The 15,405-nt window shown below is 59.7% G+C and carries 11 protein-coding genes; 7 read left to right on the plus strand and 4 right to left on the minus strand.

Annotated features, from left to right (window positions below):
* Nucleotides 1-33 precede the first annotated feature (33 nt).
* The 3 genes from J3362_RS13085 (at nucleotide 34) to J3362_RS13095 (ending at nucleotide 2,879) form a co-directional block, all read left to right on the plus strand.
* Nucleotides 34-849, plus strand: a complete 816-nt coding sequence (locus J3362_RS13085) for an SDR family NAD(P)-dependent oxidoreductase (protein WP_349520244.1) — start codon at nucleotides 34-36, stop codon at nucleotides 847-849.
* Between the two features lie 101 nt (nucleotides 850-950).
* Nucleotides 951-2,051: a GGDEF domain-containing protein gene (locus J3362_RS13090; protein ID WP_349520245.1), complete on the plus strand. Its 1,101-nt coding sequence runs from the start codon at nucleotides 951-953 to the stop codon at nucleotides 2,049-2,051.
* Nucleotides 2,052-2,099: 48 nt separating this feature from the next.
* Nucleotides 2,100-2,879, plus strand: coding sequence for a class II glutamine amidotransferase (locus tag J3362_RS13095; RefSeq protein ID WP_349520247.1), 780 nt, complete (start codon nucleotides 2,100-2,102; stop codon nucleotides 2,877-2,879).
* Between the two features lie 134 nt (nucleotides 2,880-3,013).
* Here the strand turns inward: J3362_RS13095 and J3362_RS13100 are convergent, their stop codons facing one another.
* Nucleotides 3,014-3,919, minus strand: a complete 906-nt coding sequence (locus J3362_RS13100; protein ID WP_349520249.1) for a metal-dependent hydrolase — start codon at nucleotides 3,917-3,919, stop codon at nucleotides 3,014-3,016.
* Between the two features lie 225 nt (nucleotides 3,920-4,144).
* Between J3362_RS13100 and J3362_RS13105 the strand changes: the two genes are divergently transcribed.
* Both J3362_RS13105 and J3362_RS13110 read left to right on the plus strand, forming a co-directional pair.
* Nucleotides 4,145-5,251 (plus strand): helix-turn-helix domain-containing protein, encoded by a 1,107-nt coding sequence (locus tag J3362_RS13105; protein WP_349520250.1) that lies wholly within the window; start codon nucleotides 4,145-4,147, stop codon nucleotides 5,249-5,251.
* 386 nt (nucleotides 5,252-5,637) lie between these two features.
* Nucleotides 5,638-6,045, plus strand: a complete 408-nt coding sequence (locus tag J3362_RS13110) for an NINE protein (protein ID WP_349520251.1) — start codon at nucleotides 5,638-5,640, stop codon at nucleotides 6,043-6,045.
* A gap of 9 nt (nucleotides 6,046-6,054) precedes the next feature.
* On the opposite strand, the gene J3362_RS13115 is transcribed toward J3362_RS13110, so the two are convergent.
* Nucleotides 6,055-7,422, minus strand: coding sequence for a WS/DGAT/MGAT family O-acyltransferase (locus tag J3362_RS13115; protein ID WP_349520252.1), 1,368 nt, complete (start codon nucleotides 7,420-7,422; stop codon nucleotides 6,055-6,057).
* Between the two features lie 188 nt (nucleotides 7,423-7,610).
* Between J3362_RS13115 and J3362_RS13120 the strand changes: the two genes are divergently transcribed.
* Both J3362_RS13120 and J3362_RS13125 read left to right on the plus strand, forming a co-directional pair.
* Nucleotides 7,611-8,687 carry an efflux RND transporter periplasmic adaptor subunit gene (locus tag J3362_RS13120; RefSeq protein WP_349520254.1) on the plus strand — a complete coding sequence of 359 codons (1,077 nt, stop codon included), beginning with the start codon at nucleotides 7,611-7,613 and terminating at the stop codon, nucleotides 8,685-8,687.
* The gene (locus J3362_RS13125; RefSeq protein WP_349520256.1) at nucleotides 8,687-11,857 is read left to right on the plus strand and encodes an efflux RND transporter permease subunit; all 3,171 of its coding nucleotides are present in this window, start codon (nucleotides 8,687-8,689) and stop codon (nucleotides 11,855-11,857) included. The genes J3362_RS13120 and J3362_RS13125 overlap by 1 nt, the downstream gene beginning before the upstream one ends.
* 135 nt (nucleotides 11,858-11,992) lie before the next feature.
* Here the strand turns inward: J3362_RS13125 and nirD are convergent, their stop codons facing one another.
* Complete coding sequence (gene nirD / locus J3362_RS13130; protein WP_349520257.1) at nucleotides 11,993-12,361, minus strand: nitrite reductase small subunit NirD; 369 nt, start codon at nucleotides 12,359-12,361, stop codon at nucleotides 11,993-11,995.
* A 222-nt stretch (nucleotides 12,362-12,583) separates the two neighbouring features.
* A complete protein-coding gene (gene nirB / locus J3362_RS13135; protein WP_349520259.1) occupies nucleotides 12,584-15,091 on the minus strand; it encodes a nitrite reductase large subunit NirB in 2,508 nt (835 codons plus the stop codon).
* Nucleotides 15,092-15,405: the final 314 nt, after the last annotated feature.

Below are 15,405 nucleotides of genomic sequence, written 5' to 3' on the forward strand. Positions count from 1 at the left end.
AATTGAAACGCCTACAACAAGAGGTCTTTGACCATGAAAAAGCTGAAAAACAAAGTGGCCGTTGTTACCGGTGCCGGCTCGGGTATCGGCCGCGCGCTTGCGAAATCACTGGCGGACCGGGGCTGCCGCTTGGCGCTGTCCGACGTCAATGAGTCAGGCCTGGCCGAAACCGCCGCAGAGCTCAGTGGCGCTGATGTAAAAACCTACCGGCTGGACGTGTCTGATCGCGATGCCATCTTTGCCCATGCGGAAGAGGTTGCGAAGGACTTTGGTCAGGTGAATCTGGTGATCAATAACGCGGGCGTTGCGCTTTCCGCCACCGTGCGGGAGATGACCGACGAGGACTTCAAATGGGTCATGGATATTGATTTCTGGGGCGTTGCCCATGGTACCCGCGCCTTCCTGCCACATCTGATTGCCTCGGGCGATGGCCATGTGGTGAACGTGTCCAGTGTGTTTGGTCTGATAGGCGTACCCAAGCAGAGTGCCTACAATGCTGCCAAATTTGCAGTTCGGGGATTCACCGAAGCCCTGCGCCAGGAAATGAAGCTGGAGAACCAGCCGGTGGCGGTGAGTTGTGTGCACCCGGGTGGCATCCGCACCAACATTGCCAACGCAGCGCGCATGGGCAGATCCGAGAATGCGGACGCGCAGCGCAAAGGCTTCGACAAGCTAGCCATGACCACGCCGGAGAAAGCGGCTGAAATCATTGTTAAAGGTATTCTGAAAAACGAGTCCCGCATCTTGGTCGGCCCGGACGCCTGGGGTATTGATGCGATCAACCGCCTGCTGGGCTCTGCCTACCAGCCGCTGGTCGAGCGCTTCTCCCGCAAGAACCTTTATATCTGACAGTACCCCGCGTATGGCGGGCCTGGCGACCGGGTCCGCTGTACATTTTACAAACAGTGTTTTGGGACTATACTCGGAAGCTGATCCAAGGAAGAGTCAGCATGAATACGCCTCACCATTCCGACCTGGGGGCCACTCTGGAACAGAGCCGCTCGGGTCTGCGCGACAGTCACCGCCGCTCACTGATGCGGCTGCTTTTTCTGATCACCGGCTCGGCACTGGTGGTTTTCGCATGCCTGCAGATTCTCAATGGTTTCCTCTGGGTAGGCATTGGTGAACTCTGCGCCAGTGCCTTGCTCTATTTCGGCGTCTGGCGCCTGAAATCGACGCCCTATCTGCAGCAGTGGGTCTACGCCTACCTGGTGCCGCTGTTCGCATTCTTTCTGGTCATCATGCTGTTGCCCGACGCATCGGTATCTGCGTTCGTCTGGGTGCTGATGATGCCGGTTCTCGCCTATCTGCTGCTTGGCAAAAAAGAGGGCATGATCCTCAGCGCTCCCTTCATGATGGTCGGCGGCGTTATCTACTACATCCACCTTGGTCAGGTCGGCAGCTCCCATGCAATGATTGATCTGCTTAACATGGTTCTGTGTGGTGCGCTCATGCTGGCATTTATTCATCTGTATGAGGGGCGGCGCGAAGAGGCCGAACAGCGCCTGGTGGATATGGCCCAGACCGATGCGCTGACTGGTCTGGCCAACCGAAGCAACTTCCAGGGCACGTTGAACCGTACCATTGCCGAGGGTGAACGCAGCGGTAACGGATTTGCGCTGGTGGTGATGGATATTGACCACTTCAAGGTCGTGAACGACACCCTGGGCCATGAGGCCGGAGACTTTGTGCTGAAGAATATCAGCCGATGCTTGACCGAGCGCCTGAGAAGCACGGACTTTGTCGGCCGCCTGGGTGGCGAGGAGTTCGGCCTGATTCTTAGGGATGTGAAGCCCAAGAACGCTTTTGTTCTGATGGACGAGCTGCGCCAGCGAATTTCTGAACGAGAGTTGCCTTATGGCGAAGCCCGCATCCGGGTGACCGCCTCCTTCGGGATTGCCCAGTGGCCAGACCATGGTCGCGAGGCCGAGAGCCTATTCCGAGTTGCAGATCGATGGCTTTACAGCGGCAAGCGAGCCGGACGAAATCGCGTCGTAGGTGCTGGTCATAACCCTCGTCAGCTCGAGATTCTGACTGTCGAAGCGGGCTGATTCCGGTATTCTTGGGGTAATCATTCTCCTGCAATATTGAAGTAGCCCATGTGTGAACTGCTGGCCATGAGTGCCAATACGCCCACCGACCTGTGTTTCAGCTTCACCGGCCTGACCCGTCGCGGTGGACAGACCGGCCCCCACAAGGACGGCTGGGGTGTCGCCTTCTACGAAGGCAAAGGCGTGCGCGCCTTTCACGACGCCGATGCCAGCGCCAATTCCCGAATTGCCGAAGTGGTCCAGACTCACCCGATCAAGAGCGAAGTGGCCATCTGCCACATTCGCCAGGCCAACGTCGGCGACATCTGCCTGGCCAACACCCACCCTTTTATGCGCGAACTCTGGGGCCGCTACTGGGTGTTCGCCCACAATGGCCAGCTCTCCGGTTTCCGTTCGAATCCCGGCTTCTACGAGCCGGTCGGCACCACCGACAGCGAAGCCCTGTTCTGCGACATCCTCAACCACTTGCGCAGCCATTGTGACCGGAACACGCCCACCGACGACATTATCGAGCGGCTGGTTCGGCTGTCCAAGGCCTACGCCTGCCAGGGCGTGTTCAACCTCCTGCTGAGCAACGGCGACTGGCTGTTCACTTACTGCACCACCAAAATGGCCAGCATCACCCGGAGAGCCCCGTTTGGTCCTGCACGTCTGAAAGACGCCGATGTAACGGTGGATTTCGAATCGGAAACGACGCCCAATGACATCGTCAGCGTGATCGTTACTGAACCTCTGACCACAGATGAAAAGTGGGATGTTTACCAGCCAGGTGAATGGCGGCTTTGGCGGAAGGGCGAGGTTATTCGCTCTGGCGTGGCAAAAGCATAGCCTTGAGCATAGTCGGATCAAGCGAGTGAGTGGGTGGGGGTGGCTTTTCTGCAGGGAAAAAATGTTTGAGCGCAGCGAGTTGTTTTTCCCGGAAGAAAAGCCACCCCCACCCGCTTGCCGCGTAACTCCAAAAGCTACTGAAGCGTCCTGCGATTACCTTTCTTGTACTGCGGTGCGATGTGCGCCTGAATTTGCTCTTTGAAATGGGCAATCAGATCGCTGTTGTCGTGGTCCCAGGGGTGGAAGCCGGGTTTGAAGTACTCCAGCCATGTGGGAATCAGGCTTGAGAAGGTGCCGTTTACGCCCCAGAGGCGCCAGAGACCTGTGGCCGTGTCTTTCAAAGAGAAGTTCGTGCGGTCGTTCAGCATCATCCGGCTGGTGAAATAGGTGCTCATTACACCCAGGGCGGCGGTGCTGAAGGCAAGATAAAAGGTTCTCTCGGCATAGGTGCCGCCCGCTGCCTGGAAAACGTCGTAGGCAACCGCCTTGTGCTCGGTTTCTTCGATTGCGTGCCAGACCCACAGCGGGCGCATGGATTCATCCATGTCTTCGCGCACATCGTCACGGTCCAGCAGCATGTCGGCCATCATGGCGGTGAGGTGTTCCAGGGCACAGGTGATGGCCAGCTGGTGACGTTTGGGCAGCTTCTTGGCGATCCCCAGAACCACTTCCAGGTGTTTTTCCAGTTCTTCTACCGGCATGCCCTGATCACGAACATGCTGGTTCATGGCGACGTGCTCCAGGGAATGCATGGCCTCCTGGCCAATGAACCCGCGTATCTCCTCTTTCAGTTTGGGATCGGAGATCTGGTCCCGGAACGCTCTTACCGAATCGACGAAGAACTGCTCGCCCTGCGGAAACAGCACCGAGAGGCCATTCATGATGTGGCTGATGGTGTAGCTGTTGTCGACCCAGTAACGGGGTACCTGTTCACCGAATTCAAAACCCATACGCTGGGCTGTGATCGTGACGTTTTCGGGTGTGTTGGAAGCCCGGGTAACCGGAGCCGTCTTCTTTTCTGCGGTTTTGTTGCTCAGCATGTGTGTACTCCTCACTCTGGCTGATGTCATGGCTCCAGTGTGTGGCAGTCAACGTCGGGCAGGAATGCGCAAAGGGGACGGCTGTCGATCAGGATGGGACAAGGACGGGAAATTGATTGGCCAAGTTGACGGCGACCAGGGTGTGCCGGGCCCCACTGTCGCGGCACAGGGCATCTGATAGAGTCAGTTCAGGTGCTTCAGCCAACTCAATAATAAGGAATGCCAATGAGCGCAACCGGTCCGGACAGAGAACGGCAGATGCTGGGATTGTTCCTGGTGCCGGGCGCTTACCTGCGGGTTCTGGCCGAGACCGTCCGCCAACTTGGCTATAACGACCGGTTACTCTATGAAGGCCTGGACGTTACCCCGGACGATCTCAAGTCCAACGACAGCCGGGTGTTTGTTACCGATGCCATCATCATGGCCAAACGGGCCGTGAACCTTGCCGGGAACGACGGTCTCAGCTTCATGCTGGCCCGGGAGTTGCGGCTGACGATTCACGGTACCCTGGGCTTCGCCGCGCTGACTAGCCCCACCTTCGCCGATGCCCTGGATTCTGTGCGCCGATACCTGCATCTGAGGGTGCCGTTCCTCAGTATGAGCCAGTCCGAAGCGGACGATCAGGTGTTGGTAAAACTCTGCGCTGAATTCGAAGTGCCCGGCCTCTATCCGTTTCTGGCGGAGACCGTCAGTGCCACCCTGATCCTGCTGACCGAACAGCTGTTGGATCGGGAAGACGCCATCAAACGCGGCTTCGCCCTGGAAGACGGCAAACTGACCGGTGTCACGGTTCGCCTGATCGCCCCGGAGCCGCCCTGGTACCGGCAGTTTGCGGACCAGTTGCCGGTGCGGTTCGAATACGGCCAGCCCGACGAAATGATGGTGTTCCCCCGGGACCTTCTTAATGTGCGTATGCGCCTGGCCGACGCCGAAGCCTCCCGCATGGCCCGCGACCAGTGCGAGTTCGAGCTGCAGAAAGCCCTGAAGGAGCAGGGCGACATTGTCCTGGCGATCCGCAACATGCTCCGGATGATGCCGGGCCCCTTGCCATCACTGGAAGCCATGGCCGAGCGTTTCTGCGTTTCGTCCAGAACCCTGAAACGCCGGCTGGCGGACCGGGATACCAGCTACCGGGAGATCCTCGAGTCGGTGCTGAAAGACCGGGCGATCCAGTTGCTCCGGTACACCAACCAGTCGGTCAGCGAGATTGCCTACGAGTTGGGCTATGCGGACCTTTCCAACTTCAGCCGGGCGTTCCGGAAGTGGACCGGCAAGTCGGCCAGCGAGTTTCGCGAGGGTGGGCCGGATCCGGCTCCTGAGGTTGGTCCCTGAGGTTTGGCTTGGGTATTCGGGCCTTCTCGGGCCGCTTGGTTTGGAGCGTGGTCGCAGGGTGGGGCTTTATTTTTTCGGGTAAAAACAACTCGCTGTGCTCAGACATTTTTTCCCCGAAAAAATAAAGCCCCACCCCACGCCCTGCTGACAGAGGAGATTGCCGTCTTATTTTTTATTGCTCTGTCTTAATTTGCTTTTCGTTTGTTATGCCACAATGGTTCGACGGACGGGGGGAAGGAATATTTTCCCGCCAGGAAAAAGATGTCTGAGCGAAGCGAGTTGTTTTTCCCAAGGGAAAATATTCCTTCCCCCCGGCCAGCCCCCATAACACTCAGGCTTGGGCTAACATTGAAAGCTGGTACCAACCCAGAAGGATGAGAGCAAACATGACAGAGCGCCCAAACACCCACAGCAAACTGATCGGCTACCTGCTCTGGATCTTCGGATTCCTGGGTTCGCACCGGTTTTACTACGGCAAACCCGTTACCGGCACCATCTGGTTCTTTACCCTGGGGCTGCTGTTCATCGGCTGGATTATTGACCTGTTCCTGATCCCGGCCATGGACCGGGAGGCGGATCTTCGGTTCCGGGAAGGCGAAGTCAGCTACAACATCGGCTGGATCCTGCTGACCTTTCTCGGTGTGTTCGGCATTCACCGGATGTACATGGGCAAGTGGATCACGGGCATCATCTACCTGTTTACCGGCGGCCTGTTCCTGATCGGTGTGCTGTATGACTTCTGGACCCTGAACAATCAGATCTCCATCCGCAACGAAGAGCGCCGCTTCGGCTGATCGCTCTGTTTATAGGCCGGCGGCGGTTTCCAGTTCGACCAGGGCCTCTTCGAGGTAGTCGAGCATCCGCTGCAGGCTGGGGAGCGTGCGGCGGCAGCCGATGAGGCCGAATTCCACCTGGTCGCCGTAGCTGGTCAGGGTCATGTTCAGGGCCAGGCGGTCCATGGCGATGGAGACCGGGTACATGCCGTCCAGGGTTGCGCCGTTCCAGTAGCAGGTGTCCCGGGGTCCGGGGACGTTGGAGATCACCACGTTGAAGGTCTGCCACTTCGGTGCCATGCCGGTAAGCAGGTTAAAGGCCGCCGGGGCCAGGGTCAGGGCGGTGTAATTGATGATTTCCTCCGGCGACATGTCGGCGTAGCGGTCTTTGGCAGCCTTAACATCATCGTGGATCTGCATCAGCCGGGTTACCGGACTGGTGACGTCGGTGTGAAGCGACGCTAGGATAACGCCTACCTGGTTGCCGCCGGAGCTATCATCCTTACGCAGGGACACCGGTACCATGGCGATCAGCGGCTTTTCCGGCAGGGCGTCCTGGTTCATCAGGTAGCTGCGCAGGGCGGTGGCACACATGGCCATTACCACATCATTCACCGTGGTTCCGTAGGTTTTACACACGGCCTTTATCCGACTGAGTTCGTAGGATTGCGCGGCGAAGCGTCGGGAGCCGGTGATTTTCCGGTTCAGGATGCTTCGGGGTGCGTGGAATATGGAAGAATAGGCCGGGTCTTTGCGGGCGTCGTTGATGGTTCGCAGTAGTTCCCGGGCCACGGTAGGCACGGTGCCCAGCTGTTTGCCGGATTCGCCCAGCAGATGGCCGACACTGCGCCACAGGGAGGGGCCGCCATCATCCTTCTCACGGGCTGGGCGGGGTGGCATGGCCCAGATCGGCGGCATGTCCCGCTCGCCGGTATCCTGGCACAGCATCTGGGTAACCATCCGCATGGCCGAGACACCGTCCACCAGGGCATGGTGCACCTTGATATACACCGCAAACTGCCGCTCCCCCAACCCTTCAATCAGATGAAATTCCCACAGTGGACGCTCACGGTCCATCAGGTGGGAATGTTCTGCCGAAACAAACGACAACAGTTCCCTGACCCGCCCCGGCGTTGGCAGTGCTTCGAATCGGAAGTGGTGCTCCAGATCCAGATGCTCGTCTTCCACCCAGACCGGCTGGCCGAAACGGTAATCCAGGCGCTGATTAAACGGCGGGGTTACCTTTGTGTACTGTCTGAGCCGGTCGGCCAGCTGGGCGACGTAATCATCCGGTGCGTCGTCGGGAAAAGAAAACAGCTGAAGACCGCCCACGTGCATGGGCTGCTGCCGCTTTTCCAGCCAGAGAAAAAGCTGATCCGTAGGGCTGAGAGGTTTCACGGGGCGTCCTTGTTATCAGTGTTGTGACAATAGTAGCTCAGATGTCTGACGACGGGATTGACCCCGGTTCGCATTTCCTCAACCCACCGGGCCAAACGGTGCCCAAGGTCCGGACAGGGTTTTCCATCGTAAGCCTTCAACTAAGGTTAGTAACTGCATCCATTGAAATGAATCTTGGAGAAAAGGACGTGGCTACCCCCATGAAGAGCCTGCAGGGACTCTTGTTGTTTGTGTGCTGCCTGTTTTCCGCGTTTACCGCTGCGCAGGACCTTCCGGGTGTTCAGTTGGAGGCCGTCTCTTCAGAGGATATTGTCCAGGAAGTGACCCTGAACGGTACGGTGAATGCCCTGCGGGTATCTGGCATGTCGGCGGCGGTTGCCGGCCTGCTGGACGAGGTTCGGGTAGAAACCGGCGACCGTGTTTCCCGCGGCGACGTGCTGGTCGAGCTTGATGATGAGATGGTCAACTGGGAGTTGGCGGCCGCCAGGGCCGAGGCAGAAGAGGCCCGTAGCCGTCTCGAGGAAGCGCAACGTCGGCTGCGTGAGGCCAGGTCCGTCGGTGCAGGCCGCAATATTGCTGCCACCGAGGTCAGTGCCCGGGAGAGTGAAGTGGCCGCCAGCGAAGCGACCCTGGCGCGTCTGGAAGCCGCACGTCGACTTGTGGAAGTCCGGGCCGGGCGCCATCGCGTAACCGCCCCCTTCGATGGTGTGGTCAGCCAGAGGTCCCGGGATCTCGGGGAATGGGTTACCCCGGGTGATCAGCTGTTGACCCTGGTCGATACCGACAACCTGCGCCTGGATTTCCAGGTGCCCCAGACTTTCTTCAAACGCATCGACGACAACAGCCGGCTGCTGGTGCAGGACGGGCAGGAAATGAGCAGAGCGGCCATCGATGTTCTGGTGCCGGTCAACGATCCCCAGTCCAGAACCTTTCTCCTCCGCGCCATCAAGCCCGAGTCCATGAAGCTGCTTCCGGGTATGTCTGTACAGGCGGTCTTGCGTGTTACCACCGGCGAACGTGGGCTGACGGTCTCCCGGGATGCCATCAATCGGTACCCGGAAGGGCGAACCACCGTGTGGATTGCCGAACCGGGGGATGACGATACCTGGACGGTGCGGGAAAAACGGGTGCGTTTGGGCACTGGCTTCGAGGGCCGGGTTGAGGTGACCGATGGTCTTGAGACGGACCAGAAAGTGGTGGTTCGTGGTAACGAATCCCTGAGCGAGGGCATCAGCGTTCGCATTGCCGAACGGGAGAGCCGCTGATGTTCGCCGGAATTATCCGTCACGGCACTCTGGTTACTGTTATTGCCCTGATCGTTGCCATTCTCGGGGCGGCTGCCGCGTTCCGGATTCCGGTCCAGATGATTCCGGACCTGGAAGTGCGCACGGTCACGGTGGAAACCAGCTGGCCTGGCGCGACGCCCCAGGACATCGAAAAAGACATACTGATCGAACAGGAGCGGTTCCTGCGCAATGTCCCCAATCTGAGCCGGATGACCTCCACCGCATCCAGCGGCGCTGCGGAGATCGAGCTGGAGTTTCCGTTCGGGGTGAATATCACCGAGACCCTCATCCAGATCAACAATGCCCTGAGCCAGGTCCCTGATTACCCGAGAAACGTCGATGAGCCACGGATTGTCGCGGCATCTTTCTCATCCAATGCGTTCATGTATTTCCGTGTCGCTACCCTGGAGGGCAATCCCCGCGAGCTGGACATCGAGCTGATGCGCGATTTCATCGAGGATCGCGTCCGGCCAAGGATGGAGAGTGTGCCGGGGGTTTCCGAGGTTACCGTTGGCGGTGGTGCCGACCGGCAGATGCAGATCATTGTGGACGAATCCGCCTTGGCCCAGCGCGGCCTGAGCCTGGTGGATTTGCGCAACGCAATCGTGGCTCGTAACCAGGACATTTCCGGCGGCGAGATCGACTCTGGCAAGCGCCGGTATCTGTTGCGCACGGTCGGGCGTTTTGACGACGTTGAATCCCTGGAACAGCTGGTGGTACGCCGGCAGGGCGACAGCGTGGTGCGCCTTGGTGAGGTGGCCCGGGTTCAGCAGGGCCACTCCCGGATCCGGGAGCTGTCCTTTATCAACGGCCAGCGGGTGATTGGCCTGCAGGTGCGTCGTGAAAGCGGCTCCAATGTCATTGATATCAAACGCGCGATGATGGACGAAGTGGCCGCCATCAACCAGGAGGTGCTGGAGCCGGCGGGCATGAGGCTGGGCCTGACCGCAGACGATGCCCGTTACGTGGAAGCCTCGGTGGCCAATGTCTGGACCAACCTGGGGATTGGCGCCGCCTTCGCAACCCTGGTGATGTTCCTGTTTCTGAGATCCGGCCGGGCCACGTTTGCCGGGGTGGTGGGTATACCGCTGTGTGCCATAGCCGCGTTTATCGGACTGCTGATCACCGGCCGCACCATCAACGTGATCTCTCTGGCCGGTATCGCCTTTGCCATCGGCATGACGGTGGACAACAGCATCGTGGTGCTGGAGAACATCGAGCGACACCGGCGTTTGGGGCTGGACCGTTTCGAATCGGCCCTCAAGGGCGTGCGCGAAGTCTGGCCGGCGGTGCTGGCGTCCACCACCACAACCATCCTGGTGTTCCTGCCGATCCTGTTTATCGAGGAAGAGGCGGGCCAGCTGTATTCCGACGTGGCCATTGCCATCTCTGCTGCCATTCTCGCCTCCATGTTGGTGGCAATCACCATCATACCCACCCTCTGCGCCCGGCTGGATTTCGGCCGCCGGGGCGTGACCACCGATGAATACGGCAACGAAACCTCGGGTCGCTGGAGCGGGGCCGCCATGGGGGCGGTGCGATGGCTGGTGAATGGCACGGTCCGCCGGCTTCTGGTGATGGCAGCCACCGTCGGCTTCAGCCTGTGGGTGATTTTTGTGCTGACCCCACCCGCCGAATACCTGCCGGAAGGTGAGGAGCCCAAGACCTTTGCCGCCATGTCGGCGCCGCCGGGTTATAACCTGCAGGAGATGGAAGCCATTGCCCGCCAGGTGGAAGACTACTTCCTGCCCCACGTGAACGCGGACGGCGATGCCTACGCCGCCGGCGAAACCAGCGTGCCGCCCATGGCCTATCTCAACATGCAGGTAACGCCCACCAGGATCCGGATCATCGCCGAGACCCTGAATCCAAGGCACATCGAAGCCCTGATGGACGAGATCACCCGGTTCTATGAACAGTTCCCGGGCATGCGCGCCTTCGCGGCCAAGGGCTCCATCATCTCCAGCAACGACGGCGGCACCCGCAGCATCAATCTGGACATTTCCGGGCCGGATCTGGTGTCAGTCTACGGCGCTGCGAACGCTGCCTATCAGCGCGCAGAGGAAATCTTCGACAACCCCCGCATCCAGAGCCAACCCTCCACGCTGTCCCTGGCACAGCCGCTGATCCAGATCATGCCTGACTGGGATCGTGCCGCGGAACTTGGCCTTGGCGCTGAAGGCATTGGCTTTACCGTGGCCTCCCTGACTGAGGGCAGCTACGTCGACGATTTCTTCCTGGACGACGAGAAGATCGATATCTATGTCTACGGCAGCGAGGGTCGCAACCCGTCACTGGACAGTTTGCCGGATGTCATGGTGCACACGCCCCAGGGTGCTACCCTGCCACTCTCCAGCCTGGCTACCATCGAGGAAACCGTCGATACCAGCACGGTCCGCCGGGTAGACGGTCGCCGCACGGTGACCCTGAATGTGATTCCCCCGGACGATGTGCCGCTCGAAGCCGGCGTTGAGAGGGTGCGCACGGAACTGTTGCAGTTCATGCGGGACAGCGGCGCGTTGCCCGCGAATGTGAACGTGGATATCTCCGGCGCCAGCGATCAGCTCAATGCCACCCGGGAGGCTCTGACCGGCAATTTCATCATTGCCATTGCCATTGTCTACCTGCTGCTGGTGGCCATCTTCGCGCACTGGGGATTCCCGCTGCTGATCATGACCGCCATCCCCCTGGGCGTCGCTGGCGGCATCGTGGGCCTGGCCCTGATGAACCTGGTAGGCGGGCTGCTGCCCATGATTGGCTTGCAACCCCTGCGACAGCCCTTTGACATGATCACCATGCTGGGCTTCCTGATCCTGATGGGGACGGTGGTGAACAACCCGATCCTGGTGGTGGACCAGGCCCGACAGAACCTGCGCCAGAAGGGCGTTACCGTGGTGCAAGCCGTCACCGGTGCGGTTCAGACCCGCCTGCGCCCCATCGCCATGACCACCCTGACTACCATCTGTGGCCTCTCGCCCCTGGTGTTTCTCCCGGGCGAAGGCACCGAGCTCTATCGGGGCGTAGGCGCCATCGTCCTGTTTGGCCTGCTTGGGGCAGCGATCGTAACCGTGACCTTCCTGCCGTCACTGACCATCTTTGTCCTTGGCTGGCGGGAGCGTTGGCAAAAGCGCCATTCCGGCGAGGTCTGAGCTGGGAGTAGCGCCGTCACGCGCCATGGGAGGTCTTTCTTCCGGGGAAAAGCAACTCGCTTCGCTCAGACATCTTTTCCCCTGCACAAAGACCTCCCATACCACGCGTCGGCTCTTGCCGACATTGTTAGGGGGTCAGGCAGCGACTGATTGGCGTTGATTTGCCCGGACTTCCAGGCGGATCTGATTGCCGTCCAGCAGCACCGGATAGGTTTTTACCCGCACGGAATCATCCTCCAGACAGACACCGGTGCGCAGACTGAAATGCTGCTTGTATAGCGGCGAGGCCACCACCGGTTCCCCTTTCAGATCCCCGGTAATACCCCGAGCCAGCACATTAGCGCCGCTGAACGGGTCTGTGTGACTGATGGCAAACAGCGCAGGCAGTCGATGCGGCAGATAAAAAACCGCCACCGGTCCTTCCTCAGTCCATACCGCGATACCGGATTCCGGTACCAGGTCGTCGACCGTACAAACCGCTTCCCAACGAGTGCGTGGTTTCATGCATTCCTCCAATCTTGTTTTTGCGATTAACCGAATCGTTTTGCGGTTCAGGTCGATTCGGCCTTCAAATTCCGGCCTTTTATGCTCGGGCGTTAACTCGTGATCCGGTGAGCGTGGGGGTAGGTATTTTTTCCCGACAGGAAAAAGGTGTCTGAGCGCAGCGAGTTCTTTTTCCCGAGGGAAAAGATACCTACTCCTGCGCTCTGCCCCTCAACAACCAGTCTAAGCGGACTCCAAAACAGGCCGCCGCTGCCCCCGCTCAACCGTCCACTCCTGAACCGGATCTGCCTGCGAAGGCGCATTCACAAACTCCCGGAACCGCTTCCGCTTCTCCGGATCCTCAACGGCGGTTTTCCACTCACACTGGTAGGTACCAACAATCCCCTCCATGTGCTCCTCCAGCTCTGCGCCAATCCCCAGGCTATCCTCAAGCACCACCTGCTTCAGGTACTCCAAACCGCCCTCCAGGTTCTCCATCCAGACACTGGTGCGCTGCAGCCGGTCGGCGGTGCGCACATAGAACATCACCACCCGGTCGATGGTGCGAATCAACTCCTCGTCAGACAGATCCGTGGCAAACAGATCGGCGTGACGAGGCCGCATGCCGCCGTTGCCGCAGACATACAGGTTCCAGCCGTTCTCCGTGGCAATCACACCAAAGTCTTTGCTCTGGGCTTCGGCGCATTCCCGGGTGCAGCCCGAGACCGCCATCTTCACCTTGTGGGGCGCTCGCAGGCCCTTGTAGCGGTCCTCCAGGCGAATCGCCATGCCCACGCTGTCCTGAACGCCGTAGCGGCACCAGGTGTTGCCAACGCAGGATTTTACGGTGCGCAGTGACTTGCCGTAGGCGTGGCCGGTCTCGAAACCAGCGGCGATCAGCTTTTCCCAGATCTCCGGCAGTTGGCTCAGGGTAGCGCCGAACAGGTCTACCCGCTGGCCACCGGTAATCTTGGTGTACAGATCGTATTCCTTCGCCACCTCACCCAGCACAATCAGCTTGTCCGGGGTGATCTCGCCACCGGGGATGCGCGGCACGATGGAATAGGTGCCGTTCTTCTGCATGTTGGCCATGAAGGTGTCGTTGGTGTCCTGCAACGGCACGTGATCCGTGGCCAGGATATGCTCGTTCCAGCAGGTGGCCAGGATTGAGGCCACCGCCGGTTTGCAGATGTCGCAGCCGTGGCCCTTGCCATGCTGGCTAATCAGGGTGCGGAAGGTGCGTATGCCGTTTACCTTCACTAGATGAAAAAGCTCCTGGCGGCTGTACGGGAAGTGCTCGCACAGATCCTTGCTGACCTCCACGCCGCGCATTTCCAGCTCGCTGTCCACCACGTTCTTGAGCAGGGCGGCGCAGCCGCCGCAGCCGGTGCTGGCCTTGGTTTCGGTCTTGACGCTGCCAAGGTCCGAGCAGCCGGCATCAATGGCGCCGCAGATATCGCCTTTGGTCACGTTGTGACAGGAGCAGATGGAGGCAGTTTCCGGCAGGGCGTCAGGGCCCAGGGCCGGTGCGCCGCCCTGGCCTTCCGGCAGGATCAGGGTTTCCGGATTCTCCGGCAGTGTGATGCCGTTCAGGGCGTATTGCAGCAGGGTGTCATAGTGGCTGTTGTCGCCCACCAGAATGGCGCCCAGCAGGGTCTTGCCGTCCTCACTGATCACCATGCGGCGGTAGTGGCCGGCCTGCTCATCGTTGAAGCGAATGTTGCGGGCGCCCGGGGTCTGGGCATGGGCGTCACCGATGGAGCCCACATCCACGCCCAGCAATTTGAGCTTGGTGCTCATGTCGGCACCGGTGAAAGCAGTTTCTCGATCACCGTTCAGGGCGGCAGACAAAGTGCGGGCCATGGTGTAGCCGGGGGCCACCAGGCCGAAAATCTTCTGCTCCCAGAGCGCGCACTCGCCAATGGCGTGCACATGCGGGTCCGAGGTGGTGCAGTGGTTGTCGATCACGATGCCGCCGCGCTCGCCGATCTCCAGTCCGCTGGCCCGGGCCAGGGCATCCTGGGGCCGAATGCCTGCGGAGAAGACGATCAGGTCTGTCTCGAGGAAGGATTCGTCGCTGAAATTCATGCGCAGACGGGCATCCTTGCCTTCGGTAATCGCTGTGGTGGCCTTCTCGGTGTGTACCTGAACGCTCAGCTCCTCAATCTTGTGGCGCAGCAGGGCGCCGCCATCGGCATCCAGCTGAACCGGCATCAGCCGGGGCGCAAATTCCACAACGTGGGCTTCCAGTCCCAGGCTCTTGAGCGCATTGGCAGCTTCAAGACCCAGCAGGCCACCGCCTACCACCACGCCTGTGCGGGCACCCTCCGAGCTGGCGCGAATGGCATCCAGGTCATCCAGAGTCCGGTAGACCAGGCAGTGGGGGCGCTCGTTGCCCTCAATCGGTGGGACAAACGGATAGGAGCCGGTGGCCAGGACCAGCTCATCGTACCGGTAACTGCCCCGTGGTGTTTCCAACGTTCTGTTCTCGCGGTCGATGCCGGTTACCTGCTCGTTCAGGTGCAGTTGGATGCCCTGCTCGGTGTACCACTCCAGGGTGCCCATGGCGAGATCGGCATGGGTGGAGCCGCCGAAATACTCGGACAGGTGGACCCGGTCATAGGCCAGCTGTTTTTCCTCGCCGAACACGATGATCTCGAAATCGGCAGCAGCCGGGCTGGCGCAGAATTGTTCCAGGAAGTGATGGCCGACCATGCCGTTGCCAACCACGATCAGGGTTTTTTTACTCATTCCGGTTCTGCCTCCCAAACAACAAAAAAAGCCGGAGCATCTATTCCCGAGGGAGGGAAATCGATGGTCCGGCGCCAATGCCAACAACAATGATCTGATGGTCCGGCCTGATCCATGGCCGTGACGTTCGTCCTTGCTAAAAACGTAGCGATCTTCGTGCCAGGTTTTAAAAGCTATTAAAAACAATGTCTTGAGAATTTCCGTGGGATTCGAGGGTAATTTCTGACCGAAAAACTGCCCTGTCGCAGGGCAGACTGCACGGCTTTGGCGCCTGTTTCGCATGGCGCGGTAATTGCTCAGGTCTGTCTTCAAAT

Origin of the sequence: Marinobacter sp. NFXS11, assembly GCF_040148675.1 — a bacterium.
Taxonomy (GTDB): Bacteria; Pseudomonadota; Gammaproteobacteria; order Pseudomonadales; family Oleiphilaceae; genus Marinobacter.